Origin of the sequence: Arthrobacter sp. B3I9 (assembly GCF_030816935.1) — a bacterium.
GTDB lineage: Bacteria > Actinomycetota > Actinomycetes > Actinomycetales > Micrococcaceae > Arthrobacter.
Genome location: NZ_JAUSYO010000001.1, coordinates 2,162,879 through 2,189,556 on the forward strand (window position 1 = coordinate 2,162,879; position 26,678 = coordinate 2,189,556).

Sequence of the window (26,678 nt, forward strand, 5' to 3'; positions counted from 1 at the left end):
GAGAGAATAAAAGGGCCGCACCCGTAAGGGCGGCCAGGCCGGTTTGCGGACCGGAACCACATTGTCCCGCGGAGTACACGCGCGGACCACGAACGCAGTGCATATTGAAACGCAGTGCATATTGAAGGGTAAGTAATCAGCTCATGAAGTCGCAGGAGATCACTAAGCGCTGGATCGACTTTTTTGCCAGCAAAGGACACACGCCGGTCCCTTCCGCGTCCCTGGTTTCCAGCGACCCCTCCCTGCTGTTCACCGTGGCCGGCATGGTCCCGTTCATCCCGTACCTGACCGCGCGCGAGGAAGCGCCCTACAGCAGGGCAACCAGTGTGCAGAAGTGCATCCGTACCGGCGACATCGAGGAGGTCGGCAAGACCGCCCGCCACGGCACGTTCTTCCAGATGTGCGGCAACTTCTCCTTCGGCGATTACTTCAAGGAAGACGCCATCAAGTTCGCCTGGGAACTTCTCACCACCAGCGTTGACGACGGCGGCTACGGACTGCCGCCGGAACTCCTGTGGGTCACCGTCTACGAAGAGGACGACGAGGCCGAACAGCTCTGGCTCCGGAACACCGGCATGCCGGCCGAGCGCATCCAGCGGATGGGCAAGTCCGACAACTACTGGTCCACCGGCCAGCCGGGCCCGGCCGGTCCGTGCTCGGAGATCTACTACGACCGCGGCCCGTCCTACGGCGTCGAGGGCGGCCCCATCGCCGATGAAAACCGCTACGTCGAAATCTGGAACCTCGTGTTCATGCAGTACCAGATCGACAACGTCCGCTCCAAGGTGGACTTCGACATCGTCGGCGAGCTGCCGAAGAAGAACATCGACACCGGCCTCGGCATGGAGCGCCTCGCGATGATCCTGCAGGGCGTCGAGAACATGTACGAGACGGACCAGGTCCGGCCCGTGATCGACCGGGCAGCGGCCCTGTCCGGCAAGGAATACACCTCCGCCGAAACGCCCGAGGACCCGCACCACACCGACGACGTCCGGATGCGCGTCGTCGCCGACCACATCCGCTCGGCCCTGATGCTGATCGCCGACGGCGTCACCCCCTCCAACGAGGGCCGCGGCTACGTTCTGCGCCGCCTCATCCGCCGCGCAGTCCGCTCGATGCGCCTGCTCGGCGTCGAAAAGGCCTGCCTGCCCGAACTTCTGCCGGCCTCCCGGGACGCCATGAAGGGCGTCTACCCGATCGTGGAGACCGACTTCGACCGGATCAGCCGCATCGCCTACGCCGAGGAGAAAGCGTTCCTGCGCACGATCGCCTCCGGCACCGCCCGGCTGGAAGACGCTGTCCAGGAGTCCAAGGCCGCCGGCCGCCCGCTCTCCGGAGCCGACGCCTTCGCGCTGCACGACACCTACGGGTTCCCGATCGACCTCACCCTGGAAATGGCCGAGGAGGCGGGGCTGAAGGTCGACGAGCCCGAGTTCCGCAAGCTCATGCTCGAACAGCGCCAGCGCGCGCAGGCCGACGCCAAGGGCAAGAAGGGGTCCCACGCGGACCTCAGCGCCTTCCAGGAACTGCTCTCCGCCGGCGAGACCGTCTTCACCGGCTACACCGATCTCACCGGCGAATCCAAGGTCCGCGGCATTCTCTCCGGCGGCCGGAAGGTGTCCCAGGCCTCCACCGGCGACGAAATCGAACTCGTCCTCGCGGAGACCCCGTTCTACGCCGAGGCCGGCGGCCAGGCCGCCGACACCGGCCTCATCACGGGCGACGGCTTCGTCGTCGAGGTCCTGGATGTCCAGCGCCCCGTCAAGGGGCTCAGCGTGCACAAGGCAGTGGTGCGGGAAGGCGAAATCGGGGCCGACTCGCTCGTCCAGGCCGCCGTGGACCGCGAACGCCGGCATGCCGCCGAGCAGGCCCACACCGGCACGCACATCGTCCACGCCGCACTGCACCAGATCCTCGGCCCCGAGGCTCTGCAGCGCGGTTCCTTCAACAAGGCCGGCTACCTGCGCTTCGACTTCGCCTGGGGTGAGGGCCTCAGCGCCGCCACCCGCTCCGAGATCGAGGAAGTCTCCAACCTGGCCATCCGCAACAACTACCGGGTGGAGACCAAGGTCATGGGACTGGCCGAGGCCAAGGCCCTCGGCGCCATGGCACTCTTCGGCGAGAACTACGGCAACGAGGTGCGCGTGGTGGAGATCGACGGCGCCTGGTCCCGTGAGCTCTGCGGCGGCACGCACGTCGAGAACACCTCGCTGATCGGCAGCCTGTCCCTGCTGGGAGAGCAGTCGGTCGGTTCGGGAAACCGCCGCGTCGAGGCCTTCGTGGGCATGGACGCCTTCCGCCACCTTGCCGCCGAACGCGCCCTCGTCACCGAACTGACGGAAATGCTCAAGGTTCCGTCCGGCCTCCTGGCAGACCGGATCGCCACGACGCTGACCAAGCTCAAGACGGCCGAGAAGGAACTGGAACGCCTGCGCAAGGAACAGCTCACGGCTGCGGCCGCGCAGCTCGTCGGCACCGCCAAGGACGCGGCAGGGGTCAGGGTCATCGCCCACGACGCCGGCCAGGTCAGCGGCGCCGATGATCTGCGGGGACTGGCACTGGACCTCCGGACCCGCCTCGGCTCCGACCCGGCCGCCGTCGCGGTGGCCGGCGTCAGCAACGACCGTCCCGTCATCCTGATCGCCACCAACGAAGCCGCCCGCGCGGCCGGGGTCAAGGCCGGCGCGCTGGTGCGGCTCGCCGCCGGAATCCTCGGCGGCGGCGGAGGCGGCAAGGACGATGTCGCCCAGGGCGGCGGCACGGACTCCACCAAGGTCGGCGCGGCACTTTCCGCCGTCCTGGATGCCATTACCCGGCGATAAGCGGACACTGGTGAACGAATCTGCTGTGCCCGGTGACTACCCCAAGGGCGTGAAGCTCGGGGTGGACGTCGGCACCGTCCGGGTGGGCGTCGCGGTCTGCGACCGCGACGGCATCCTGGCGACGCCCCTGCGCACGCTGGAACGGAACGCGAAGAAGAACACGGACGTGCGGATCCTGGCGGCCCTGGCCGACGAGCTCCACGCCGTGGAGATCTTCGTGGGGCTGCCGCGGACGATGAAAGGCGAAGAGCACGCCTCGGCGCGGATGGCCACGGAGTATGCAACGCTCCTGGCGGGCGCCCTCCGGGACCGCGGCGCCGATGTCCCGGTGCGGCTCGTGGATGAGCGGCTGAGCACGGTGACCGCCCACCGCAACCTGCACGAAGCTGGCATGAGCAGCCGCAATCACCGTAAAGTAGTTGATCAGGTCGCGGCCGCAGGTATCCTGCAGCACGCGATTGATATGCAAAGGGCCAGGGGAACGGAGATCGGAAGCCGCGTTGACGCGCGTTCCGCTGCGGGGCCAACCCGGGACGGCGCATCCGCCGGCCGGGACGTACACACGCAATCTGCGGAAAACGGAAGGCTACAGTGAGCCCGGTCAACAGTGACGATTCCCCAGGGGACGCGGTCGGCGCCTCCGGCGACCCGCTGACGCGCAAAGAAATCCGGGCGCGCGAAAAAGCCCTGACGACCCAGGGCCACGACGTTGTCCCGCCCGAGGCCTCTGAGGCCGCGGAGGAACATCCAGGGGCGGAGTATTCCGGGCACGGCATCCACATCCTCGATGAGGCGCCCGGCTATCACCATGAGGATGCCGGGCACGGCGTACATGAGGAAGCCGGGTACGTCGCCGTCGCAGCGGCTTCCGTGGTCGGAAACGGCACGGGACCGTCCAGAAAGGCCCGCCGCCGCCGCCGTTTCCTCGCGCTCATCCTGACACTGGCGGTCTTCGTCGCGGCGGTGGTCGTGATGGCGCAGTTCATCAAGCCCCTCCTCGGCGGCGACACCCTGGCCGACTACCCGGGACCGGGAACCGGTGAGGTGACCATCACGGTACCCAAGGGCGCGGGACCCCGGTCGGTGGCAGCTGAACTGCAGGACAAGAAGGTCGTCGCCAGCGCCGATTCCTTCCTGAAGGAATTCGCGGCCTCCGGGGGAGCACTGAGCCCCGGTGACTTCAGCATGCGCAATGAGATGAAGAACTCCGACGCCGTGGCCGTGCTGCTGAACAAGGACAAAGACAAGGTCATGTACTTCGCCCTCAGCGCCGGCCTCCGCATCGGCGAATCGCTCCAGGCGATCTCCGAGGGCACCGGAATTTCGATCGCGGAGCTGAAGGCCCTGAGCGATGCACCGGCCCAGTTCGGCGTTCCGGCAAAGTCAAAGAACCTTGAGGGCTTCCTCGCCCCCGGCGAATACCGCTTCCCGCTCGGCACCGCTGCCAAGGACATCCTGCAGAAGCTCTCCTCCACCACCCTGGACGAGCTCAAGGCCCAGGGCATCACGGACCCGGCCAAGCAGTACGACGTCGTTACGGTCGCCAGCATCGTGCAGGCTGAAGGCGGGCAGGCGGAATACCGGGACGTGGCCGGGGCGATCTACAACCGGCTCAAGCCCGACAACACCGAAACCAACGGGCTGATCCAGTCCGATGCGACCGTCACCTACGGGCTGGGAATCCGCAGCTTCCACATTGATGACGCGCAGAAGAAGGATGCTGCCAACCCGTATAACACCTACGCGAACAAGGGGCTGCCGGCCGGCCCCATCGGGTCGCCGGGAAAGACGGCCATCGATGCCGCGGCGAAGCCCCAGTCCAACGACTACCTCTACTGGGTGACCATCAACCTGGACACCAAGGAGACCAAGTTCTCGAAGACCCTGGCGGAGCACAACGGCTATGTGGAGCAGTACAACGCCTGGTGCGAGGCCAACCCCGGACGCTGCGTATGACGCTGCGGGCCGCCGTGCTTGGGCATCCCATCAGCCACTCGAAGTCACCGGCCCTGCACGGGGCCGCCTACGCCCACCTCGGCCTCGACATCAGGTATTCGGCAATCGACGTGGCAGAACAGGATCTACCGGCCTTCATGGCACGCGTGCGGGAGGAAACCGCCCGCGGTGAAGGCTGGTGCGGACTCTCCGTCACGATGCCCCTGAAGTCCGCCATGGTCAAGGAAGTGGACGAGGTCCGCGGTGTGGCCCGGGCGCTCGGGGTCATCAACACCGTAGCCTTCGAGCCCCCCGCGGGCGACGGCCGTCTCTCGGGCGCCGGCGCCGCACCCGCGCGGCTGGTGGGCTACAACACGGACGTCGCCGGCATTGTGAACGCCCTGCGCCACGCGGGCACAGGCGCCGCGCCGACCGCCGCCATCCTCGGCGGCGGCGGAACCGCTGCCGCCGCCATCGCGGCCCTGAAGGAACTCGGCGCCGCGAGCGGAGATGTCTTCGTGCGCGACGTCGGGCGGGCCGCCGAAGCGCGCGCGGCCTCCGCCGCCGTCGGGCTCCCCATCCGGGTGCTGCCGGTCGCCGGCGCCGCGGCAGCAGTCGCCTCCGCCGACGTCGTCATCTCCACCCTGCCGCCACGTGCGGCGGATACCCTGGCGGCAGCACTGACCCAGGTCTTTGCCGCGGGGAGCGGCGCGGAAACCGGCCGCCGCCGGCCCGGCGTTTTGCTGGACGTCGCCTACGACCCCTGGCCTAGCCGGGTGGCCGCGGCGTGGCTTGAAGCCGGTGGCGTCGTCGTTCCGGGACTCGAGATGCTGATCTACCAGGCCGTGGAACAGGTACGCCATTTCACCGGCCTCGGCGACGCCGTCCCGGCGGAAGTCATAGATGTGATGTGTGACGCAGTGGGGGCACCCAGACGGGTGTTCTGAGGGCCTTACATGGCAGGATGGAAATTATGTTGCGTTGGTTGACTGCCGGAGAATCCCATGGGCCGGCCCTGGTCGGAATTATTGAAGGCGTCCCCGCCGGTGTTGAACTCACCAGCGCCCAGATCGCCGATGCGTTGGCGCGGCGGCGGCTCGGTTATGGCCGCGGGGCACGGATGAAATTCGAGCAGGACGTGGTGACCATTCTGGGCGGCGTCAGGCACGGCATCACCCAGGGCGGACCCGTAGCCATCCAGGTCGGCAATACCGAATGGCCGAAATGGGAGCAGATCATGTCTGCCGATCCCGTGGACCCCGACGTCCTGGCGGACCAGGCCCGCAACGCCCCGCTGACGAGGCCGCGGCCCGGCCACGCCGACTTCACCGGAATGCAGAAATACGGCTTCGACGAGGCACGTCCTGTGCTCGAACGCGCAAGTGCCCGCGAAACCGCCACCCGCGTGGCGCTCGGCACGGTGGCCTCGGCCCTGCTCAGGCAGCTCGGCATTGAACTGGTCTCCCACACCGTCTCGATCGCCAGCGTGTCCGTCCCCGAAGGCCGTCCGCTGCCGCTTCCGGGCAACGTCCTTGCCCTCGACGCGGACCCCCTGCGCTGCTTCGACCGGGAAACCTCCGACGCGATGGTTGCTGAGGTCGACGCCGCGCACAAGGAGGGCGAAACGCTTGGGGGCGTGGTCGAGGTGCTCGCTTACGGCCTGCCGCCGGGACTGGGCAGTTACGTCCACTGGGACCGCCGCCTCGATTCGCGCCTCGCCGGGGCCCTCATGGGCATCCAGGCGATCAAGGGCGTCGAAGTCGGCGACGGTTTCCTCACGGCATCCCGCCGCGGCTCGGCAGCCCATGACGAGATTGTCAAGGACGCCGACGGCAGGATCGTCCGCACGTCCAACCGGGCCGGCGGCGTTGAAGGCGGCATGAGCATCGGTGACGTGCTGCGCGTCCGTGCGGCAATGAAGCCGATCGCCACGGTGCCGCGTGCCCTCCGGACCGTCGATGTCAGCACAGGGGAGGCCGCCAAGGCCCATCACCAGCGCTCCGACGTCTGTGCCGTCCCGGCCGCCGGAGTCGTCGCGGAAGCCATGGTGGCCCTCGTCCTCGCCGAAGCCGTCACGGAGAAGTTCGGCGGCGACTCGGTGGAGGAAACCGCCCGCAACATCAAGGGTTACCTGGACAGCATTCCGGCGTCCCTGGACTCGATCGGCCAGTAGTGCCGGCCGAGAACAATGCCGCCTTCCGTCCCATCGCCCTGATCGGTCCGATGGCCGTGGGCAAGTCGGCCATCGGAAGGCTGCTGGCCCAGCATCTGGGCGCGGCATTCGTGGATACCGACGTCGTGATCGTCGTCAACCACGGAAGCATCGCGGAGATCTTTGCGGGCCGGGGCGAGCACGCCTTCCGGGAGCTGGAGGCGCGGGCCGTGGCGAAAGCCATCGAGGACGCCCGGCGCCAGAGCACCGTGATCTCCCTGGGCGGCGGCGCCGTGCTGGACACCGGAACGCAGCAGCTGCTGGAGCAGTGCACCGTGGTGTACCTGGAATGCGACGCGGACACGGTGCGGGACCGCATCGCCAGGAACACCGGCCGGCCATTGCTGGCCGGAGACGCCATGGAGCGCTGGGAGGCGCTCTTCGCGACCCGGCGGCCCGTCTACGAACGGCTGGCCGACCTTGTATTCGACGTCCGGAGCGGAACCGTTCCGGAGCTCGCGCACCGGCTGGAAGATGCGCTGGGTGGGTCCCAAGCCGCGAGAACCGCGGCAGGATCCACACCGGCGGCGACAAAGGAAGTTGAAAAGTGAACACTGAATCAACCGTCATCAAGGTCACAGGCCAGACGCCCGGAGAGAATTACGACGTCGTGGTCGGCCGAGGCCTGCTCGCCGGGCTTCCGGCGTTGCTGGGGGAGCGCGTCAAGCGCGTCCTCGTCATCCACCCCCGGGCCCTGCGGCTCACCGGGGATACTGTCCGGGAGGAGCTGGCTTCAGCCGGCTTCACGGCGCTGACGGCCGAAATCCCCGACGCCGAAGAAGGCAAGCACATCGAGGTGGCGTCCTTCTGCTGGCAGGTGCTCGGACAGAACGACTTCACCCGCTCGGATGCCGTCGTTGCGGTCGGCGGCGGGGCCGTCACCGACCTCGCCGGTTTCGTGGCGGCCACCTGGCTCCGCGGCGTCAAGGTCATCCACATGCCGACCAGCCTGCTGGCGATGGTAGACGCTGCGGTGGGCGGGAAGACCGGCATCAACACGGCCGAGGGCAAGAACCTCGTCGGGGCCTTCCACCCGCCCGCCGGGGTCCTGGCGGATCTCGACACCCTCGACACGCTGCCGAAAAACGAGATAATTTCGGGCATGGCCGAAGTCATCAAGTGCGGCTTCATCGCCGACCCCGCCATTCTCGACCTGATCGAACGGGACACCTCCGCCGTCGCCGATCCCCGCTCCGACGCGGTGCGCGAACTGATCGAACGAGCCATCGCGGTCAAAGCCAAGGTCGTCTCGGCGGACCTCAAGGAAGCCGGCGAGCGTGAAATCCTCAACTACGGCCACACCCTGGGCCACGCGATCGAACTTGCCGAACGCTATTCCTGGCGCCACGGTGCCGCCGTCTCCGTCGGCATGATGTTCGCCGCCGAGCTGTCCCGCAGCGTCGGCCGGCTCAGCGACGCCGACGCCGACCGGCACCGGAGCATTCTGGAGAGCCTCGGGCTTCCCATCACCTACCGCCGGGACCGCTGGCAGGCGCTGCTGGACGGCATGCGCCGGGACAAGAAATCGCGCGGCGACCTGTTGAGGTTCGTGGTGCTCGACGGCGTCGCCCGCCCCGGTATCCTCGACGTTCCGGACACCTCGCTCCTGTTCGCCGCCTACCAGGAGATCGCCTCCTGATGAACGGTCTGAGGATCGGAACCAGCGAATGGCCTGACGGCGGGTTCCCCGGGATCAGGATCAATCCGGTCAGCCTGATGCCGGAGATCGTCAACGAGGAAGCGTGCGCCGTGGCGCTCTCTGCCTCGTCGGACCCAGCGGACCTGATCTTCGTACGGCTCGTCGAGGGGCGTGCGGCGGAAGCCGCGGAACTGCTCGCCGAGGCCCGGTACAAGGACCCCGGCTCGCTCCGGCTGCGGATCTTCGAGGCCGACGTGCTGCGGGTCTCGAACCGCTATGACCGTGCTGTCGGGCTGTTCCGGCAGTTGCTGGCTGAAACCCGGGGGACCCCGGACGAAGCCGCGATCCGCCAGCAGCTTGGCCGCTCCTATTTCGCCGCCGGCAACATCGCCGCCGCCGTGGACTCCTTCGCGGCCGCCCTGGACCTCCGCGTCGCCGGTTCCGCCGATGCCGCGCTGATCTATGCGTCCACCGTGGCCCTGCAGCGGGCGCGGGAAGTCCTCGACCTCGCTACCTGAGGCGCGGCCAGAGGGCCTTTCTTCGCTCGTGAGCCGGACGCCGTCGGGCACGTGAGCCGGACGCCGTCGAGTACGTGTGCGGCAGGCCACCCGGCGCCCGTCCGGCGGCAGTCCGCGGGAACCGGTAGAATGGTTCTTGGATTTTTGATAACTACGCGCTGGTGGCCCGCATGGCATGCCTGCCCGACATAAGCAGCTGGCAGCTAGAACCAGCCAGAAAAGAAACCAGAGGATACAGTGGCAACCACTAACGACATCAAGAACGGCACCGTCCTTAAGCTTGAAGGCCAGCTCTGGAACATCATCGAGTTCCAGCACGTCAAGCCCGGCAAGGGTGGCGCGTTCGTGCGCACCAAGATGCGCAACGTGATGTCCGGCAAGGTCGTCGACAAGACCTTCAACGCCGGACTCAAGATCGAGACCGCCACGGTTGACCGCCGCGATTACCAGTACCTGTACCAGGACGGCGCAGACTTCGTGTTCATGGACACCACGGACTTCGACCAGCTCACCGTGCCGGGAGCCACCGTTGGCGACGCCACCAACTTCATGCTCGAGAACCAGATGGTCAACATCGCCATCCACGAGGGCAACCCGCTGTACATCGAACTTCCCGCGAGCGTCGTGCTCGAGATCACCTACACGGAGCCGGGCCTGCAGGGCGACCGCTCCTCGGCCGGCACCAAGCCCGCCACGCTCGAGACCGGCTACGAGATCCAGGTGCCTTTGTTCGTCGAGAACAACACCAAGGTCAAGGTCGACACCCGCGACGGCAGCTACCTCGGCCGGGTCAACGACTAGTGAGCGCCCGCGGTAAGGCCCGCAACCGGGCCCTGGATGTCCTCTTCGAGGCCGAGCAGCGCTCCGTCTCGGCGTTTGACGTACTGAAGTCCCGGCGCGAACAGACGGACCAGATCGTCAATCCGTACACCCTCGAAATCGTTGAGGGGGTCGTCTCGCACCAGGTGGCCATCGACGAGTTCCTGGAAACCTATTCGCAGGGCTGGACCCTGGAGCGGATGCCCTCCGTGGACCGCATCATCCTGCGGATCGGGACCTGGGAGCTGCTCTACAACGACGACGTACCGGACGGCGTGGCGGTGAGTGAGGCTGTGGCACTGGCCAAGACCCTCTCCACCGACGAGTCGCCGCAGTTCATCAACGGCCTGCTGGGCCGCCTGCAGCAGCTGAAACCCTCGCTGCTCGCCTGAAACGTAGCACGAAGAACCCCGTCCGGCTCCGCTGGACGGGGTTCTTTTTTGTCCGGGCTGTCCTTACCGGAAATGTCGGGGCCCGGCCGCTAAGGCAGATCCGGCCGCTGAGGCGGATATTGTAGGCGGATGACTCCCGATCCGGTGCTGGCGGCGGCGCTCAGGAACGGCTGGGGCCTGGGCATTCCCGGTTCGCAGCCGCCACCGTGACGCCCGACGAAACCACAGTGGCGGTCCACGGGGTCTCCCCGGACGCCGACTTCGAAATCGGTTCCATTTCTAAGGGACTAACGGGCCTGCTGTATGCGGATGCCTGTGCGCGCGGCGAGATCGGTCCGGAGACAACCCTGGGGGAGCTCCTGCCGCTGGCCGGTTGTGCCGCCGGGGGCCTCAAGCTTTCGGCCGTCAGCCGGCACTCCTCCGGACTCCCGAGGCTTGCGCCGGGATTAGCTGGTTCGCCATCCAACTTCAAGCGCGTCGTTTCGTTTTACCTGCACGGAACGAATCCGTACGGGGAGAGCCTTGGGGAACTGCTCGAGCAGGCACGTGCGGTGCGGCTTGGCCGCCGCGCCCACGGTACTCGAACTTCGGCTTTGAACTCCTCGGCCACGCGATCGCCTCGGGCGCCCGGCTGAGCTACCGGGAACTCGTGGCAACCCGGCTCTGCGCGCCGCTGGGCCTCGGCTCGGTGTATCTGCCCGCGACAGCGGACGAACTCGGCCCTGAAGCACTCAGCGGACGCAGCCGCTCCGGCCGGGCGCAGGACCCGTGGACGGGCGAAGCCTTGGCCCCCGCCGGCGGCGCCCGGGCGTCTATCGGCGACATGGCCAGGCTCACCCGGGCGCTCCTGGACCGCTCGGCCCCGGGTGTGTCCGCCCTTGATCCAGTAGCGGACTTCGCCGGTCCGGCCGCGCGCATTGGCGCCGCTTGGATCACCCTGGAAGTCAAGGGGCGCCACGTCACCTGGCACAACGGCGGAACCGGCGGATTTCGCAGCTGGATTGGCCTCGACCGAGAGGCGGGCGCCGGAGCGGTGCTGCTGTCCGCCTCCTCGCGACCGGTGGACCGCCAGGGGTTTGCGCTGTTGCGGGAGCTGTCCTGCCGTTGACGGCAGTGCCGGGATCTGCGGGCAGCTAGCTGACGACGGCGGCGCGCAACCCGGCGACGTCGGCGAGCAGGCGCTGCTCGTCGAGCTGATGGCCCGGCACGTCCCGGCCGCTGAGGATCCGCTGCCGGGTGAAGGCAAGCTGCGTCGCGGCATGCAGGAAGGCCTTCATCTCTGCTCGCCGGCCTTTGGACCGTGCCCAGCGCAGTGCTGCCCGGCGGCCTGCCGCGGTGGACAGCATCTCCACCTCTGCAGGCGTGAACCAGCCGGCCACCGCGTACTCCTTGAGCCGCTGGCGGGTCAGGCGACGCTCCGCGACCCGCAGCAGCACTATGACCAGGACCGCCAGCAGGAAGATCGGCACCTGGACCAGGATGTACTGGGCCAGGAAGTCCTGGCCCATGCTGTTCCAGCCGCTGTGCAGCAGCATCGCGGGAACCAGCCCGACGGCGAACGCCACCACGGACAGCCCGCGGTTCCAGCGCCTGGCGGCGAGGCCCAGGATCAGCCCGGTGGTGCCAGTGAAAATGGCGTGGGCGAACGGCGACATGACACCGCGCAGGAAGAACACCACCGCGAGGTCGGTGCCCGGGTCGGATGATTCGGCGATTGCCCGGCCGAAGTAAAGGATGTTCTCGGTGAAGGCGAAGCCGCCGGCGATCGTGAAGGCGAACACCACGCCGTCGACCGGTCCGTCGAAGTGCCGGCGCGCGAAGAGCAGGAGCATCAGCAGGCCCAGCGACTTGGAGAACTCCTCGATCACCGGAGCCTGGACGGTGGTAGCGAAGGTCCGGTAGTCCAGGCCGGACGCGGGTCCGGCAGCGAGCGAGAAGTACGGCTCGATCGACAGTGTGACCGAGATGGAGACCACCGCACCCCAGATGAAGGCAAAGAGCAGCAGCCGTTTGGGCTCGGGCTCCCAGCGGTCGATCACGCGCACGGCGAGCAGAACGGCTCCCAGCGGCAGCAGCGAAGCGACAAAGCCGATGGCGAAGCCCGCGATGCCTGTGTTGCCCAGGAGGAACGGCAGGACCGTGAAGAGGCCGAGGAAGCCGAACACCCCGCCGCCTGCCACCAAGCCAACCGCACCCGTGGACCGCCGGCCCATCGCGCCCCGAGCGGAGGTGGGCAGGGCGGCCTGTGGAGGGCCAGCGAGGTTCGCCGGTGCCAGCCGGTAGTGCTGTTCGGGAATCTGTCCCATCCAGCTCGGGTTGGCTTGCTGCGGCAACGGCGTGTTACGGCCGGACCAGGGATTGGAGCTCGTCATGTACAAGAGCCTAGGGGATTCGACCGGCACGGCGGACTGGTTCAGGCACTCTGGAGCAGGTGGTTTTCTGGAACGGGGTCATCGAGGGGCGCTGCCCAGGACTCGTCGACCGTTTCCGCTGCGGGCACGGGGCGCCAGCCCGGGAACGAGTGCCCGCTCGCGAACAGGTACCAGTCGGGGAATGGGTCGGTGGGCAGTTCCGGTTCGGGACCGTAGCGCGCGTCCTGTTCCGGAAGCGGGTCTTGGCCAGTGCGCAGCTCCGGTTCCGTATCCAGGTCAAACCGGTCGGGCTCGTCCGCCACCCAGCTACGGGGCGTGTCCGCGGGGATGTGGGCTGGCCAGTGGGGTGGTTCCCAGTCCGGGTGTTCGCTGGGGTAGTGCCGCCCGGTGGGTGAGGTCCATCCCGGCGTGTGGTCTTTGCTGGCTCCGGACGGTGTCCAGGCCGTGCCGTGTTTGAGGCGGTGGTGTTTGCGGCAGAGCTGGCCGAGGTTGGCGATTCCGGTGGTGCCGCCGGCGGCCCAGGCCAGGATGTGGTCCGCGTCGTTGTCCAGGGACGGGTTGCGGCAGCCCGGGAACGTGCAGGTGCTGTCGCGCAGCCGGAGCCATTGCCGCTGGGGTTTCGTCAGCCGGTAGCTGGTCCGTCCGATTTCCAGGGGCGCACCGTCGCGCGGGTCGATCAGGACCCGGTGGAAGGAATCGGAACCCTCGGCGACCAGCCGCCGCGCCATCGAGGGCGGGATCGGCCCGTACCCGTCCAGGACGGCGGGTTCCTCCGTGAGGCCCAGCAGCGACAGGACCGGAACGGTGACCAGCACCTGCGCCCGCGGCGACGGAACACCCCCGCCCGGACCGGCCGGTCCGCCGACAGTGGTGGCGCTGTTGCCGGCGGCGGCTCCGTCACCATCAGCGCCGGTGGTGCCACTGCCAGCGGTACCGGCTCCGTCACCCTCACCGTCACCGTCAGCGCTAGCATCCGCGCTGCCGGTGGTGAGGAGCCAGGTCGCGGTGACGTCGGCGCGGAGCTGGGGAAGGGTCCGGGGCTCGGCCGGGCCCTGGAGGGCGCGGGCGGCCGCGGTGGCCCGTTCCCAGATGCCCGCCGCGGCGTCGGCCGGGAGGTATGCCGAGAGCCAGGCCATGCCGTCCCGGTCCGGAACGAACTCCACGCGCCGGTCCGCGGCGCTCTTCGCGTGGCGTTCTTCGATGCTGACCGGGTGGTGGCGTTCGCGCCAGGTGCGGGCCTTGGCGCGGAACCGGGACGCGGTGAGCTCCCCGGCGTGGCAGCCGCGGGCCCGTCCCGGCGCGTCGGGGTCCAGGAAGTGCGCCTCGAGTGCGGCCGCTGCGGCGGGGTCCAGGCCGGTGGTCTCGTCGATGAGGATCCGGGCGTGCTGCCAGGAGATCGTCCCTTCCTGCAGGGCCGCCAGGGTCAGCGGCAGCGAATCCGTCAGGACCCGGCACCGAGCGTGCCGGCGCTTCGTTCGCGGACCGTCAGGGCGCAGGCAACCTCGGCGACGACGGACATTTCCTGGGCGGTGCGTTCCTGCGGGGACGCTGCCGAAGGCGCCAGAGCCTCGGCTGCCCGCGCGTATTCGGCGGTCAGCCGGGCCTTCAACGCGGCAGTCCGGGCTTCCAACCGGGCCACCTCGCCCAGGCCGTCCAGGAACGCATCGGCCCGAGTCCGGAACGGATCGGCGTCTCGGACGCTATCGGCGCCGGACAGCTCCGCGCGGGACAGCGAATCCGCAAGCGCAGCAGCGGACGCGGCAACGGCCGCCATTGCCTCCCGGGTTTCCACACTCAAAGCCGCTCTGCTTTCCATACACAAAGCCGCTCTGCTTTCCATACACAAAGGCTATAGACAGGCACCGACAATTTAAGGCGGTGCGTCCGAAATCAGACGGGTGGGGACCGGGAACCCAGAGCTGGATTTTCGCGAGGCGTGAGGGTAGTGGTGCAGCACCACGGGCGTGGCGGTTGTGACGAACAACGCCCCCTCCCGGCGCGGGCCCCGGCAGCCGCTGTGGTAATTTGGGTGGGCAAAATGATCCTTTTTTAATTCCGTCCCGTGAGGCGGGGAAAGGGGAGACGAGCGTTGACTTCTGTTCCAGAAGCACCGGTTCCGGCCAAGGTTGTGCATACCCGCGTGGTACTCAACCAGGCGGACATCGACCGTGCACTCACTCGTATCGCCCATGAAATCCTCGAGTCCAACAAGGGCTCCAAGGACCTGGTCCTGCTTGGCATCCCGCGGAGGGGCTACCCCCTCGCCGTCCGGCTCGCGGAGAAGATTGCCGCCGCAGACCCAACCGTGAACGCCGCCGCGATCGTAGGCCAGCTCGATGTCACCATGTTCCGCGATGACCTCTCGCACCAGCCCACCCGGCCGCCGTATCCCACCCAGCTTCCCCGCACCGGGATCGACAACAAGGTCGTTGTGCTGGTTGACGACGTGCTCTACTCCGGCCGCACCATCCGCGCCGCCCTCGATGCGATCATCGACCTCGGCCGCCCCCGCATTGTCCGGCTCGCCGTGCTGATCGACCGCGGCCACCGCGAACTGCCCATCCGCGCGGACCACGTCGGCAAGAACCTGCCCACGTCCTCGGCGGAAAAAGTCCGGGTCAGGCTTGCGGAGACCGACGCCGTCGACGGCGCCCCCGTAAATGAGGTCGTCATCGAGGCCACTTCATGAGGCATCTGCTCTCCACCGAAGACCTGAGCCTGCATGACGCCGTCCGCATCCTCGACACTGCCGAAGAAATGGCCGCGGTGGGGGAGCGCGAAGTCAAGAAGCTCCCCGCGCTGCGCGGCCGCACTGTGGTGAACCTGTTTTTCGAGGACTCCACCCGCACCCGGATCTCCTTCGAGGCGGCCGCCAAACGGCTCTCCGCCGACGTCATCAACTTCGCCGCGAAGGGGTCCTCCGTCTCCAAGGGCGAGTCGCTCAAGGACACGGCACAGACCCTGGCCGCAATCGGGGCGGACGCAGTGGTGATCCGGCACTGGGCCTCCGGCGCGCCGCACCGGCTGGCGGCGACGGACTGGATCGACGCCGCCGTGATCAACGCCGGAGACGGCACCCACGAACACCCCACCCAGGCTCTCCTGGATGCGTTCACGATGCGCCGGCACTGGTCCAAGCTCGCCGGAACCCCCTCCGCCGGGGCGGACCTCACCGGCATGCGCGTCGCGATCGCGGGCGACGTCCTGCACTCCCGGGTTGCGCGTTCCAACGTCTGGCTCCTGCGGACCCTGGGCGCCGACGTCACCCTCGTGGCGCCGCCCACCCTGCTGCCGTTCGGCGTCGAAAAGTGGCCCTGCACCGTCAGCTACGACCTCGACGAGACCCTCGCCAAGGGTGTGGATGCGATGATGATGCTCCGCGTCCAGGGCGAGCGGATGAATGCCTCGTTCTTCCCGACCGCGCGGGAATACTCCCGCCGCTGGGGCTTCGACGACAACCGGCTCCGCGCCCTGGACGGGCTCGGCCTCAAGGACACCATCATCCTGCACCCCGGCCCCATGAACCGCGGGCTGGAAATTTCCTCGGCGGCCGCGGATTCGCCCCGTTCCACCGTGCTCGCGCAGGTGCGCAACGGCGTTTCCATCCGCATGGCCGCGCTTTACCTGCTGCTCTCCGGAGATACCCGCGAGACAGCAGCCACTAATTCCACGAAGGAGAGCCACTGATGGCAACACAGCAACAGGACACGGGCAACGAAGGTGCCTACCTGATCCGCGGCGCCGCCATCCTCGGCGGTGCCGCCGAAGACCTCCTCATCCGGGACGGCGTCATTGCCGAACGCGGCCAGCAGTTGAACGCCGACGGCGCCGGGGTGAGGAACGCAACAATAATCGAGGCCGCGGGCCTCGTGGCCCTGCCCGGCATGGTGGACATCCACACCCACCTCCGCGAGCCCGGCCGCGAGGACGCCGAAACGGTCGAGACCGGAACCCGCGCCGCGGCGCTCGGGGGCTACACGGCCGTCCACGCGATGGCCAACAGCACGCCGGTCGCGGACACCGCGGGCGTCGTCGAGCAGGTCCTCACCCTCGGCCGGACCGCCGGCTGGGTGGACGTGCGCCCGGTCGGCGCCGTCACGGTGGGCCTTGGCGGGGAGCAGCTGGCCGAGCTGGGCGCCATGGCCGATTCCCGCGCCCGCGTCCGCGTGTTCTCCGACGACGGCGTCTGCGTCTCCGACCCCGTGCTGATGCGCCGGGCCCTCGAATACGTCAAGGCGTTCGACGGCGTCGTGGCCCAGCACGCGCAGGAACCGCGGCTCACCGCCGGGGCCCAGATGAACGAAGGCGTTGTCTCGGCGGTCCTCGGGCTCACCGGCTGGCCCGCCGTCGCCGAGGAAAGCATCATTGCCCGCGATGTCCTCCTCGCCCAGCACGTCGGTTCGCGGCTTCACGTCTGCCACGTCTCCACCGCCGGCTCCGTGGAAATCATCCGCTGGGCCAAGTCCCGCGGCGTCAACGTCACCGCCGAGGTCACCCCGCACCACCTCTGGCTCACGGACGAGCTGGCCCGCAGCTACGACCCCGTCTACAAGGTCAACCCGCCGCTGCGCACCGACGCCGATGTGCAGGCTCTGCGCGCCGGCCTGGCGGACGGAACGATCGACGTCGTCGGGACCGACCACGCCCCGCACCCGAGCGAACACAAGGAATGTGAGTGGGCGCAGGCCGCCATGGGCATGACCGGCCTGGAGACGGCGCTCTCGGTGGTGCAGCACACCATGATCGAAAGCGGCCTGATGGGCTGGGCGGACTTTGCCCGCGTCACCTCCACCGCCCCGGCCGCGATCGGCCGGCTCGAGGACCAGGGCCGCCCGCTTGAGGCAGGGGAGCCCGCCAACGTCACACTCGTGGACCCGGCTGCGCGCTGGACCGTGGACCCTTCTAAGATGGCAACTATGGGCCGTAACTCTCCGTTCGCCGGCCGGGAACTGCCGGGCAAGGTGGTGGCGACGTTCTTCAAGGGCCACCCGACCGTCCTCGACGGCAAACTCAACACCCCGTACCGCTGGCAGCCGGAGGCTCCGGACGCGTCGGGAAACGCAGGCACGGCAGCGGCGGGCCGCAACTGATGGTCAAAGACCTTTCGTTGCTCCTCACTGTGGTCCTGGTCGGCGTCGCGCTGGCCCTGATCTGGCTCGGTTGGCGGAACCGCCTGCGCCGCCAGGCCGACGTCGAACCCCTGCCCCAGGTTCCGGCGGAACTCGGCTCCCCGCTGGCGGCAGCCGACGGACAGTACGTCGCGTCCACCACCGCCGGTGACTGGCTGGACCGGATCGCGGTCCACGGCCTCGGCATCCGGACGAACGCCGAACTCAGCGTCCGCCCCGAAGGAGTGCTCTTCGAGCGCTCCGGCGCCGGCCCGCTCTTCATCCCGGCCGCCCGGCTCACCGGCGTACGCCAGGAAAGCGGCATGGCCGGAAAGTTCGTCGAAAAGGACGGCCTGCTGGTTCTGAGCTGGATGCTCGGCGCCCACGAGCTGGACACCGGGTTCCGCACCCGGCACGCCGACGACAAAACAACCCTCCTCAACGCCCTGCGGGATCTGATCTCCGCAGCCCCTCAGGCCAATGCCGATAGTGGAAAGTGACAACGTGACGGAAAACCCCACAGGAACTGAAACGGAAGCGACGGCAACCCCGGCCGCATCCACCCCCGCGGCCCTCGTGCTCGAGGACGGACGGATATTCCGAGGCACCAGCTACGGCGCCACCGGAACCGCCCTCGGCGAGGCTGTCTTCGCCACCGGGATGACCGGTTACCAGGAGACCATCACCGACCCCTCCTACGCCCGCCAGCTCGTGGTCCAGACGGCGCCGCACATCGGCAACACCGGCGTGAACAAGGACGACGCCGAGTCCCGGCGCATCTGGGTCGCCGGCTACATCGTCAGGGATCCCGCGCGGCGCCCGTCCAACTGGCGCTCCGAGCGGTCCCTTGACGCCGAACTGGCGGAGCAGGGCATCGTCGGCATCCAGGGCGTCGACACCCGCGCCATCACCCGCCACCTGCGCGAACACAAGACCATGCGCGCCGGGATCTTCTCGGGTGACGCCGTCCGCGCCACCGACAAGGAACTGGTGGACACCGTCCTGGCCAGCGCGCCCATGGAAGGTTCCAAGCTCGCCGAGGAAGTGAGCGTGGACGAGGCCTACACGGTTGAGCCCAAGGACTGGGGCTGGGACGGCGAGCCGCGCTTCAGCATCGCGGCCATCGACCTCGGCATCAAACGGATGACACCGATCCGCCTCGCCGAGCGCGGCATCCGCGTGCACGTGCTGCCGGCGACCGCCACCATCGACGACGTCAAGGCCACCAATCCCGACGGCTTCTTCATGTCCAACGGACCGGGCGACCCCGCGACGGCGGACAACCAGGTCGCGTTGCTCCGCTCGGTCCTGGACGAGCAGATCCCGTACTTCGGCATCTGCTTCGGCAACCAGATCCTCGGCCGCGCCCTGGGCTTCGGCACGTACAAGCTCCGCTACGGACACCGCGGCATCAACCAGCCGGTGATGGACCGCCGCACCGGCAAGGTGGAGATCACCTCCCAGAACCACGGCTTCGCCGTGGACGCCCCGCTCAACGGGGCCACCCAGGCGCCCGAGGCGCGCTTCGGCCGTGTCGAGGTCAGCCACGTCAGCCTGAACGACGACGTCGTGGAGGGCCTGTCCTGCCTCGACATCCCCGCGTTCTCGGTGCAGTACCACCCCGAGGCCGCCTCCGGCCCGCACGACGCCGCCTACCTCTTCGACCGCTTCATCGACCTGATGGAGGGTACCCGGGACGGCCGCACGGCCAACCTGTCCAAGGACCCCGTGGACTCCGCGCACCCCGTGCAAGCGGACAACAACAGCGCCGAGCACAAAAACGACAACAACACTGAGGACAAGAAGTAATGCCTAAGAGAACTGACCTTAAGAGCGTCCTGGTCATCGGTTCCGGCCCCATCGTGATCGGCCAGGCGGCCGAATTCGACTACTCCGGCACCCAGGCACTGCGCGTCCTCAAGGAGGAAGGCCTGCGCGTCATCCTCGTCAACTCCAACCCGGCGACCATCATGACGGACCCGGAGTTCGCTGACGCCACCTACGTCGAGCCGATCACCCCCGAGGTGGTTGAAAAGATCATCGCAAAGGAGCGCCCGGACGCGGTCCTGCCCACCCTGGGCGGCCAGACCGCGCTGAACACGGCGATCGCGCTGGACAAGAACGGTGTCCTCGAGAAGTACAACGTGGAGCTGATCGGCGCGAACATCGCCGCGATCGAGCTTGGCGAGGACCGCGAGAAGTTCAAGGGCGTGGTGGAACGCTGCGGCGCCGAATCGGCCCGCAGCCACATCATCCACACCATCGACGAGGCGCTGACGGCGGCCGAGGACCTCGGCTACCCGATGGTCGTGCGGCCCTCCTTCACCATGGGCGGCCTCGGTTCCGGCCTCGCCTACGACGAAAGCGACCTCCGCCGGATCGTCGGGCAGGGCCTGCAGTACAGCCCCACCAGCGAGGTGCTGCTCGAAGAGAGCATCCTCGGCTGGAAGGAATACGAGCTTGAGATGATGCGCGACAAGAACGACAACGTCGTTGTTGTCTGCTCCATCGAGAACTTCGACCCGGTCGGCGTGCACACCGGCGACTCCATCACCGTGGCCCCGGCCCTAACCCTGACGGACCGCGAATACCAGCGCCTGCGCGACATCGCCATCGCCGTCATCCGGGAGGTCGGCGTCGACACCGGCGGCTGCAACATCCAGTTCGCCGTCGAGCCGGACACCGGCCGCGTCGTCGTGATCGAGATGAACCCCCGCGTCTCCCGGTCCTCCGCCCTCGCGTCCAAGGCCACCGGCTTCGCAATCGCGAAGATCGCCACCAAGCTCTCCCTCGGCTACACGCTGGACGAGATCCCGAACGACATCACCCAGAAGACGCCGGCCTCCTTTGAGCCGACCCTGGACTACGTCGTCGTGAAGGTCCCGCGCTTCGCCTTCGAGAAGTTCCCGGCCGCGGACCCCACCCTGACCACCACCATGAAATCGGTGGGCGAGGCCATGGCGATGGGGCGCAACTTCAGTGAGGCCCTCCAGAAGGCGCTGCGGTCGCTCGAGCAGAAGGGCTCCCAGTTGGACTTCAGCCACGTCCCGGAATGGGAAGTCGCCGAGCTGGTCGAGAAGTCCAAACGGCCCACCACGGACCGCCTCCACCAGGTCCAGCGCGCCCTGCTGGGCGGCGCCACCGTGGAGCAGCTCTTCGAGGCCACGAAGATCGACCCCTGGTACCTGGACCAGCTCCAGCTGCTGAACGAGATCTCGCTCGAAATCCGCCAGGCCGCCGCCCTGACCCCGGAGATGCTCCAGCGCGCCAAGCGCCACGGCTTCTCCGATGAGCAGATCGGCGCCCTTACGCACAACTCGGAGGACGTCGTCCGCGGCGTCCGGCAGGCCCTCGGCATCCGCCCCGTCTACAAGACCGTGGACACCTGCGCCGCCGAGTTCGCCGCCTACACGCCGTACCACTATTCGTCCTATGACCAGGAGGACGAGGTCGCGCTGCACGCCAAGCCGTCGATCATCATCCTCGGTTCCGGCCCGAACCGGATCGGCCAGGGGATCGAGTTCGACTACTCCTGCGTCCACGCCTCGATGGCGCTCCGCAAGGCCGGCTACGAGACAGTGATGGTCAACTGCAACCCGGAAACCGTCTCCACCGACTACGACGTCTCCACCCGCCTGTACTTCGAGCCGCTCACGCTCGAGGACGTGCTGGAGGTCATCGCAGCCGAGGAACGCACCGGCGGCGTGATGGGCGTCTTCGTCCAGCTCGGCGGCCAGACGCCGCTGAAGCTTGCCCAGCAGCTCGCCGACGCCGGCGTGCCGATCCTCGGCACCTCTCCGGAGGCGATCGACCTGGCGGAGCACCGCGGAGCCTTCTCCCGTGTTCTTGAGCAGTCGGGGCTGATCGCGCCGAAGAACGGCACCGCCGTGTCCTTCGAGGACGCCAAGAAGATCGCCGACGAAATCGGCTACCCGGTCCTCGTCCGCCCGTCCTATGTCCTCGGCGGCCGCGGCATGGAAATCGTCTACGACGAGCCGAACCTGTCCCGCTACATCGCGAACGCCACCGAGATCACCACCGAGCACCCGGTCCTGATCGACCGCTTCCTCGAGGACGCTGTCGAAATCGACGTCGACGCGCTGTACGACGGCAAGGAGATGTACCTCGGCGGCATCATGGAGCACATCGAGGAGGCCGGCATCCACTCCGGTGACTCGGCCTGCGTGCTCCCGCCGATCACCCTCGGAAACAACGTGCTCGAACGCGTCCGGGCCGCCACGCTGGCGATCGCCGAAGGCGTGGGCGTCCGCGGCCTGATCAACATCCAGTTCGCGCTGGCCTCGGACGTGCTTTATGTCCTGGAAGCCAACCCCCGGGCCTCCCGCACGGTCCCGTTCGTCTCCAAGGCCACCGGCGTGCAGATGGCCAAAGCCGCGGCCCTGATCGGCACCGGCGTGACCATCAACCAGCTCCGCTCCGCGTACAAGATGCTGCCGGAAACCGGCGACGGCTCGACGCTGCCGCTGGACGCCCCGGTCTCGGTCAAGGAAGCCGTGCTGCCGTTCAGCCGCTTCCGGACCCCCGAGGGCAAGGTGGTCGACTCGCTGCTCGGCCCCGAAATGCGCTCCACCGGCGAGGTCATGGGCATCGACAAGCACTTCGACACCGCTTTCGCGAAGAGCCAAGCAGCGGCCAACAACGCGCTGCCGACCGAAGGCAAGATCTTCGTCTCGGTGGCCAACCGGGACAAGCGTTCGGTGATCATGGGCGTGAAGCGGCTCTCGGACCTCGGCTTCGAGATCGTCTCCACCGGTGGCACCGCCGACGTGCTGCGCCGCAACGGCATCCAGGCCACCCCGGTCCGGAAGGTCGCCGAGGGCTCCAGCGCGGAAGGGGAGGGCACCATCGCCGACCTCATCATCGCCGGTGAGATCGACATGGTCTTCAACACTCCTTCCGGAGGCGAAGCCCGCAGCGACGGCTACGAACTGCGTGCCGCCGCGACCTCGATCGGCATCCCGTGCATCACGACGGTCGCTGAATTCAATGCCGCCGTCCAAGCAATCGAGGCGCTGCGCACGTACGAATGGTCCGTCACGAGCCTGCAGGAGCACGCGGCGGCCCTCGTGGCCTCGCTGGCGGCCCAGGCCGGCGCCGGACAGCCGGCTCTGCAGACGGCGGCGCCGGTTGCGGCCCCGCAGAATGCCTGAGGCAGCAACGGCCGGCCGGGAGTCCTTCGGCTCCCGGCTCGGCCGCGCCATGGCCGACCGCGGTCCGCTCTGCGTGGGGATCGACCCGCACCCGGCGCTGCTGCAGCGCTGGGGCCTGAACGACGACGCCGCAGGGCTGGAGCGCTTCTCGCTCGCCGTCCTCGAAGCGGTGGGTCCGCTCGCTGCCGCGGTCAAGCCGCAGGTGGCCCTTTACGAGCGGCACGGCTCCGCGGGGATGGCCGTGCTGGAACGGACGCTGGCCGAGGCCGCGGACGCTTCGGTCCTGACCATCGCCGACGCCAAGCGCGGTGACATCGGCTCCACCATGGCCGCCTATGCCGATGCCTGGCTGCGGGACGGGTCAGCCCTGGCCGCGGACTCGGTGACCCTTAGCCCGTACCTGGGCTTTGAGTCGCTGCGGCCGGCGCTCGAGCTCGCGGCGCAGACCGGTCGCGGCGTGTTCGTCCTCGCCCTGACCTCCAACCCCGAGGGCGCCTCCGTGCAGCACGTTGGCGGTGCGGATTCCGTGGCCCGCCGGATCGTGCAGGCGGCGGCCATGGAAAACCAGCGGTACATCGGGTCTCCGGAACCGGAAAACCAGCAGCCGGCGGCCGGTCCGGGTTCAGCGGGCCTGGGTTCCGTAGGTCTCGTGGTGGGCGCCACGGTGGGTTCGGCGCTGACCGAGCTCGGCCTGGACCTCGCCGCAGTCCGCGGGCCTATCCTGGCCCCGGGCCTTGGTGCCCAGGGAGCCACGGCGGCGGATCTCCGCCGGACTTTCGGAGCGGCCTACGGCCAGGTCCTAGGTACCTCCAGCAGGGACATCCTTGGCGCCGGCCCGCGGGTCCAGGACCTGTATGACGCGGCCCGGCGCACCCTCGAGGAGCTGCGCACCGCCTGACCTTTGGAGAAGCTGGGGCCGGTGCAGCCGTCCATTGATTTCTGCAATGTCCAGACGGTAGGTTCAGGACACGCCCACGCAAACTGCCTGGGCGCTGTCCGGCACGGCCTGTACCACGCCAGTGGTGGCCCGCGGCCTGGCAGGCCCGGCAGCGCAGGCAGGAGGACTTTAGCGTGAGTTTGCGACCCCTCACCCCTCAGGAGCGTTCAGACGCGTTAGGCAAGGCCGCTGCCGCCCGGACCACGAGGGCGGCGGCCAAGGAGCGGCTGAAGTCAGGGGAGCTCAGCATAGAGGAGCTGCTCACTTCCGGCGACACCGATGACGCCATCGCCCGGATGCGGATCGTCGAACTGCTCGAGGCCCTGCCGGGGATCGGCCGGGTGCGGGCCGCAGCCATCATGGACCAGCTCGGCATCGCCGCTTCCCGCCGGGTCCGCGGCCTCGGAATTCACCAGCGCCGGGCGCTGGTAGATTTTATAGACGACAAGTAGCTGCACCAGCTATGCCAAATACCGTCCAAAGGAATATGTGAGCAAGAAACCGGGATTGACAGTCCTCGCCGGGCCGACGGCTGTTGGTAAAGGCACCGTGTCCACGTACATCCGCGACAACTATCCCGAAGTCTGGCTCTCGGTATCGGCGACGACCCGCGCGCCGCGTCCTGGCGAGATCGACGGGGTGCATTACTACTTCAAGTCCAAAGAAGAGTTCGATTCCCTCGTGGCAGCAGGAGAGTTGCTGGAATGGGCCGTGGTGCACGGGCAGAATACGTACGGCACCCTCAAGAGCACTGTGGACGAGGCCATCGCCGAGGGCCGCTCCGTGCTGTTGGAGATCGACCTGCAGGGCGCACGCCAGGTAAAGCAGGCTGTTCCTGAGGCGCAGTTCGTCTTTCTCGCCCCGCCCAGCTGGGAGGAATTGGTCCGCCGTCTGGTGGGCCGCGGCACGGAAAGCCCGGAGGAACAGCAGCGACGGCTGGAAACCGGTAAAGTAGAACTTGCCGCTGAACCGGAGTTTGACCACACCGTCATCAATGATGACGTTCGACGCGCAGCGGACGAGCTTGTTTCACTCATGGGGCTGACCCCGCACCCGCACTAACCGCAGGGTCGGATCGGCCCGTTAGAATTTGGAGAATTCGTGTCCACGAACCTTGAAGGCATCATCAACCCGCCGATCGACGAGCTGCTGAAGGCCGCCGACTCGAAGTACGGACTGGTGATCTTCGGCGCCAAGCGCGCACGCCAGATCAACGCCTACTACGCCCAGCTGCACGAGGGCCTCTTCGAGTACGTCGGCCCGCTGGTCGACACCAAGCTGAACGAGAAGTCGCTTTCCATCGCACTGCGCGAAATCAACGAAGGCAAGCTCGTATCCGCCCCGATCGAAGCTGCAGAGTAACACTGCAGCCTGACGTGCTGCTGACGGAGGTCACGTGCGCATAGTCCTCGGAGTCGGGGGAGGGATTGCCGCCTACAAGGTGGCATCGCTCCTCCGGCTTTTTACTGAAGCGGGCCATGACGTCACGGTCATCCCCACCGAAGCCGCCACGCGCTTTGTCGGTGTCGCGACCTGGGAGGCCTTATCCGGTCATCCGGTGAGCAACAGCGTCTTCGACGACGTCCACACCGTCAACCACGTCCGTTTGGGCCACGAAGCCGACCTTATCGTGGTGGCACCTGCCACCGCGGACCTGCTGGCGCGCGCGGCAACCGGACAGGCCGACGATCTGCTGACCAACACGCTGCTGATGGCCGGCCGCTGCCCGGTTCTGATGGCCCCCGCCATGCACACCGAGATGTGGCAGCACGACGCCACCCAGGCCAATGTCGAGACCCTGCGCAGCCGTGGTGTTACCGTCCTGGAACCGGCCTCGGGCCGGCTGACAGGAACGGACTCCGGGCCCGGCCGGCTGCCCGAACCGGAGGCGATCTTCCAGGCGGCAATGGCACTCGCCGGAGACCCGGCTGCGCCCAACAGCCCGACGGCGCCTGGCGGCCTTGCGGGGTCTGGCGGCCTTGCGGCGTCTGACGGCCGTGCCGCGTCCAACGGTTCTGCCGTGCCGCCGTCGGAACGCGGGCCGTTGTCCGGCCTGACCGTCACCATCAGCGCCGGCGGAACCCGCGAACCGCTGGACCCGGTACGTTTCCTGGGCAACCGGTCGTCCGGTAAGCAGGGCGCAGCCCTCGCCGTGGCCGCCCTCCAAGCCGGGGCGAAAGTCCGGCTGCTGGCGGCCCACATGGAGGTTCCCATTCCGGAGGGTGTGCAACTCATACGGGTGGAGACCGCCCTGGAACTGCGGAAGGCGGCACTGCACGCCGCCGCGGACTCCGACGTCATCATCATGGCCGCGGCGGTCGCCGACTTCCGTCCCGCGGACGTCTCCGGCACCAAGATCAAGAAGCGCGACGACGTCGCCGATCCTGTCATCGCGCTGGTCCGCAATCCGGACATCCTCCGCGAGCTCGTGGAAGTCCGGGACGCAGCCTCACGGAACCAATTCATTGTCGGCTTCGCGGCTGAAACAGGCGACGCGGATGGCAACGTGCTGGCGTACGCGGAGGCGAAACTGCGGCGCAAGGCCTGCGACCTGCTGGTGGTCAACCAGGTGGGCAAGGACCGCGTCTTTGGCGAGGACACCAACTCGGTAGTCATCCTTTCCCGCTCCGGCTCCGAACCGCAGGAGGCGTCGGGTGCCAAGTCCGACGTTGCGGCGGCCGTTATCGACCGGATCAGCGATGAGTTGAGCCGCGTTGTTCCGCCAGCCTAGCCCCGGCGTAACCAACGTCTCC

24 protein-coding genes and 1 pseudogene are annotated in these 26,678 nt (G+C 68.0%); 23 read left to right on the plus strand and 2 right to left on the minus strand.

Annotated elements, in window-relative coordinates:
• Positions 1-143: 143 nt before the first annotated feature.
• The 12 genes from alaS (at position 144) to QFZ65_RS10265 (ending at position 11,445) form a co-directional block, all read left to right on the plus strand.
• Positions 144-2,822, plus strand: a complete 2,679-nt coding sequence (alaS, locus tag QFZ65_RS10210; protein ID WP_306910070.1) for an alanine--tRNA ligase — start codon at positions 144-146, stop codon at positions 2,820-2,822.
• Positions 2,823-2,832: 10 nt separating this feature from the next.
• A complete protein-coding gene (ruvX, locus tag QFZ65_RS10215) occupies positions 2,833-3,417 on the plus strand; it encodes a Holliday junction resolvase RuvX (RefSeq protein WP_306910072.1) in 585 nt (194 codons plus the stop codon).
• Positions 3,414-4,778, plus strand: a complete 1,365-nt coding sequence (gene mltG, locus QFZ65_RS10220) for an endolytic transglycosylase MltG (protein ID WP_306910074.1) — start codon at positions 3,414-3,416, stop codon at positions 4,776-4,778. The genes ruvX and mltG overlap by 4 nt, the downstream gene beginning before the upstream one ends.
• Entirely contained in the window at positions 4,775-5,704 is a 930-nt protein-coding gene (locus tag QFZ65_RS10225) for a shikimate dehydrogenase (protein WP_306910076.1), read from the plus strand. The genes mltG and QFZ65_RS10225 overlap by 4 nt, the downstream gene beginning before the upstream one ends.
• Positions 5,705-5,730: 26 nt before the next feature.
• Positions 5,731-6,930 carry a chorismate synthase gene (gene aroC, locus QFZ65_RS10230; RefSeq protein WP_306910077.1) on the plus strand — a complete coding sequence of 400 codons (1,200 nt, stop codon included), beginning with the start codon at positions 5,731-5,733 and terminating at the stop codon, positions 6,928-6,930.
• Positions 6,930-7,520, plus strand: a complete 591-nt coding sequence (locus QFZ65_RS10235) for a shikimate kinase (RefSeq protein WP_373427577.1) — start codon at positions 6,930-6,932, stop codon at positions 7,518-7,520. The genes aroC and QFZ65_RS10235 overlap by 1 nt, the downstream gene beginning before the upstream one ends.
• On the plus strand, positions 7,517-8,608 hold the full coding sequence (gene aroB / locus QFZ65_RS10240) for a 3-dehydroquinate synthase (protein WP_306910079.1): 1,092 nt from the start codon (positions 7,517-7,519) through the stop codon (positions 8,606-8,608). Before QFZ65_RS10235 ends, aroB begins: the two co-directional genes overlap by 4 nt.
• Entirely contained in the window at positions 8,608-9,126 is a 519-nt protein-coding gene (locus tag QFZ65_RS10245; RefSeq protein WP_306910081.1) for a tetratricopeptide repeat protein, read from the plus strand. The genes aroB and QFZ65_RS10245 overlap by 1 nt, the downstream gene beginning before the upstream one ends.
• A gap of 237 nt (positions 9,127-9,363) precedes the next feature.
• The gene (gene efp, locus QFZ65_RS10250) at positions 9,364-9,927 is read left to right on the plus strand and encodes an elongation factor P (protein WP_306910083.1); all 564 of its coding nucleotides are present in this window, start codon (positions 9,364-9,366) and stop codon (positions 9,925-9,927) included.
• Complete coding sequence (nusB, locus tag QFZ65_RS10255) at positions 9,927-10,337, plus strand: transcription antitermination factor NusB (protein ID WP_056429591.1); 411 nt, start codon at positions 9,927-9,929, stop codon at positions 10,335-10,337. Before efp ends, nusB begins: the two co-directional genes overlap by 1 nt.
• Positions 10,338-10,543: 206 nt before the next feature.
• On the plus strand, positions 10,544-10,972 hold the full coding sequence (locus QFZ65_RS10260; RefSeq protein ID WP_306910088.1) for a serine hydrolase: 429 nt from the start codon (positions 10,544-10,546) through the stop codon (positions 10,970-10,972).
• A complete protein-coding gene (locus QFZ65_RS10265; protein ID WP_306912549.1) occupies positions 10,951-11,445 on the plus strand; it encodes a serine hydrolase domain-containing protein in 495 nt (164 codons plus the stop codon). The genes QFZ65_RS10260 and QFZ65_RS10265 overlap by 22 nt, the downstream gene beginning before the upstream one ends.
• A gap of 25 nt (positions 11,446-11,470) precedes the next feature.
• Here the strand turns inward: QFZ65_RS10265 and QFZ65_RS10270 are convergent, their stop codons facing one another.
• Both QFZ65_RS10270 and QFZ65_RS10275 read right to left on the minus strand, forming a co-directional pair.
• Entirely contained in the window at positions 11,471-12,709 is a 1,239-nt protein-coding gene (locus tag QFZ65_RS10270; protein ID WP_306910090.1) for a PrsW family intramembrane metalloprotease, read from the minus strand.
• A gap of 41 nt (positions 12,710-12,750) precedes the next feature.
• Positions 12,751-14,525 (minus strand): annotated as a pseudogene (locus QFZ65_RS10275) (endonuclease).
• A 273-nt stretch (positions 14,526-14,798) separates the two neighbouring features.
• On the opposite strand from QFZ65_RS10275, the gene pyrR reads away from it, so the two are divergent.
• From pyrR to QFZ65_RS10330, 11 genes are all read left to right on the plus strand, one after another.
• A complete protein-coding gene (gene pyrR / locus QFZ65_RS10280) occupies positions 14,799-15,398 on the plus strand; it encodes a bifunctional pyr operon transcriptional regulator/uracil phosphoribosyltransferase PyrR (RefSeq protein WP_306910091.1) in 600 nt (199 codons plus the stop codon).
• Positions 15,395-16,396 (plus strand): aspartate carbamoyltransferase catalytic subunit, encoded by a 1,002-nt coding sequence (locus tag QFZ65_RS10285; protein WP_306910093.1) that lies wholly within the window; start codon positions 15,395-15,397, stop codon positions 16,394-16,396. The genes pyrR and QFZ65_RS10285 overlap by 4 nt, the downstream gene beginning before the upstream one ends.
• Positions 16,396-17,799: a dihydroorotase gene (locus QFZ65_RS10290; RefSeq protein ID WP_306910095.1), complete on the plus strand. Its 1,404-nt coding sequence runs from the start codon at positions 16,396-16,398 to the stop codon at positions 17,797-17,799. Before QFZ65_RS10285 ends, QFZ65_RS10290 begins: the two co-directional genes overlap by 1 nt.
• The gene (locus QFZ65_RS10295) at positions 17,799-18,317 is read left to right on the plus strand and encodes a hypothetical protein (RefSeq protein WP_306910097.1); all 519 of its coding nucleotides are present in this window, start codon (positions 17,799-17,801) and stop codon (positions 18,315-18,317) included. Before QFZ65_RS10290 ends, QFZ65_RS10295 begins: the two co-directional genes overlap by 1 nt.
• Complete coding sequence (gene carA / locus QFZ65_RS10300; protein ID WP_306910099.1) at positions 18,298-19,626, plus strand: glutamine-hydrolyzing carbamoyl-phosphate synthase small subunit; 1,329 nt, start codon at positions 18,298-18,300, stop codon at positions 19,624-19,626. Before QFZ65_RS10295 ends, carA begins: the two co-directional genes overlap by 20 nt.
• Positions 19,626-22,988, plus strand: coding sequence for a carbamoyl-phosphate synthase large subunit (carB, locus tag QFZ65_RS10305; RefSeq protein WP_306910101.1), 3,363 nt, complete (start codon positions 19,626-19,628; stop codon positions 22,986-22,988). The genes carA and carB overlap by 1 nt, the downstream gene beginning before the upstream one ends.
• On the plus strand, positions 22,981-23,886 hold the full coding sequence (pyrF, locus tag QFZ65_RS10310) for an orotidine-5'-phosphate decarboxylase (RefSeq protein ID WP_306910104.1): 906 nt from the start codon (positions 22,981-22,983) through the stop codon (positions 23,884-23,886). Before carB ends, pyrF begins: the two co-directional genes overlap by 8 nt.
• A gap of 173 nt (positions 23,887-24,059) precedes the next feature.
• Entirely contained in the window at positions 24,060-24,377 is a 318-nt protein-coding gene (gene mihF, locus QFZ65_RS10315) for an integration host factor, actinobacterial type (protein ID WP_306910105.1), read from the plus strand.
• A 37-nt stretch (positions 24,378-24,414) separates the two neighbouring features.
• Positions 24,415-24,987 carry a guanylate kinase gene (gmk, locus tag QFZ65_RS10320; RefSeq protein WP_306910107.1) on the plus strand — a complete coding sequence of 191 codons (573 nt, stop codon included), beginning with the start codon at positions 24,415-24,417 and terminating at the stop codon, positions 24,985-24,987.
• Between the two features lie 39 nt (positions 24,988-25,026).
• The gene (rpoZ, locus tag QFZ65_RS10325) at positions 25,027-25,287 is read left to right on the plus strand and encodes a DNA-directed RNA polymerase subunit omega (RefSeq protein WP_306910109.1); all 261 of its coding nucleotides are present in this window, start codon (positions 25,027-25,029) and stop codon (positions 25,285-25,287) included.
• A 34-nt stretch (positions 25,288-25,321) separates the two neighbouring features.
• Positions 25,322-26,656 (plus strand): phosphopantothenate--cysteine ligase family flavoprotein, encoded by a 1,335-nt coding sequence (locus QFZ65_RS10330; RefSeq protein WP_306910111.1) that lies wholly within the window; start codon positions 25,322-25,324, stop codon positions 26,654-26,656.
• Positions 26,657-26,678 lie beyond the last annotated feature (22 nt).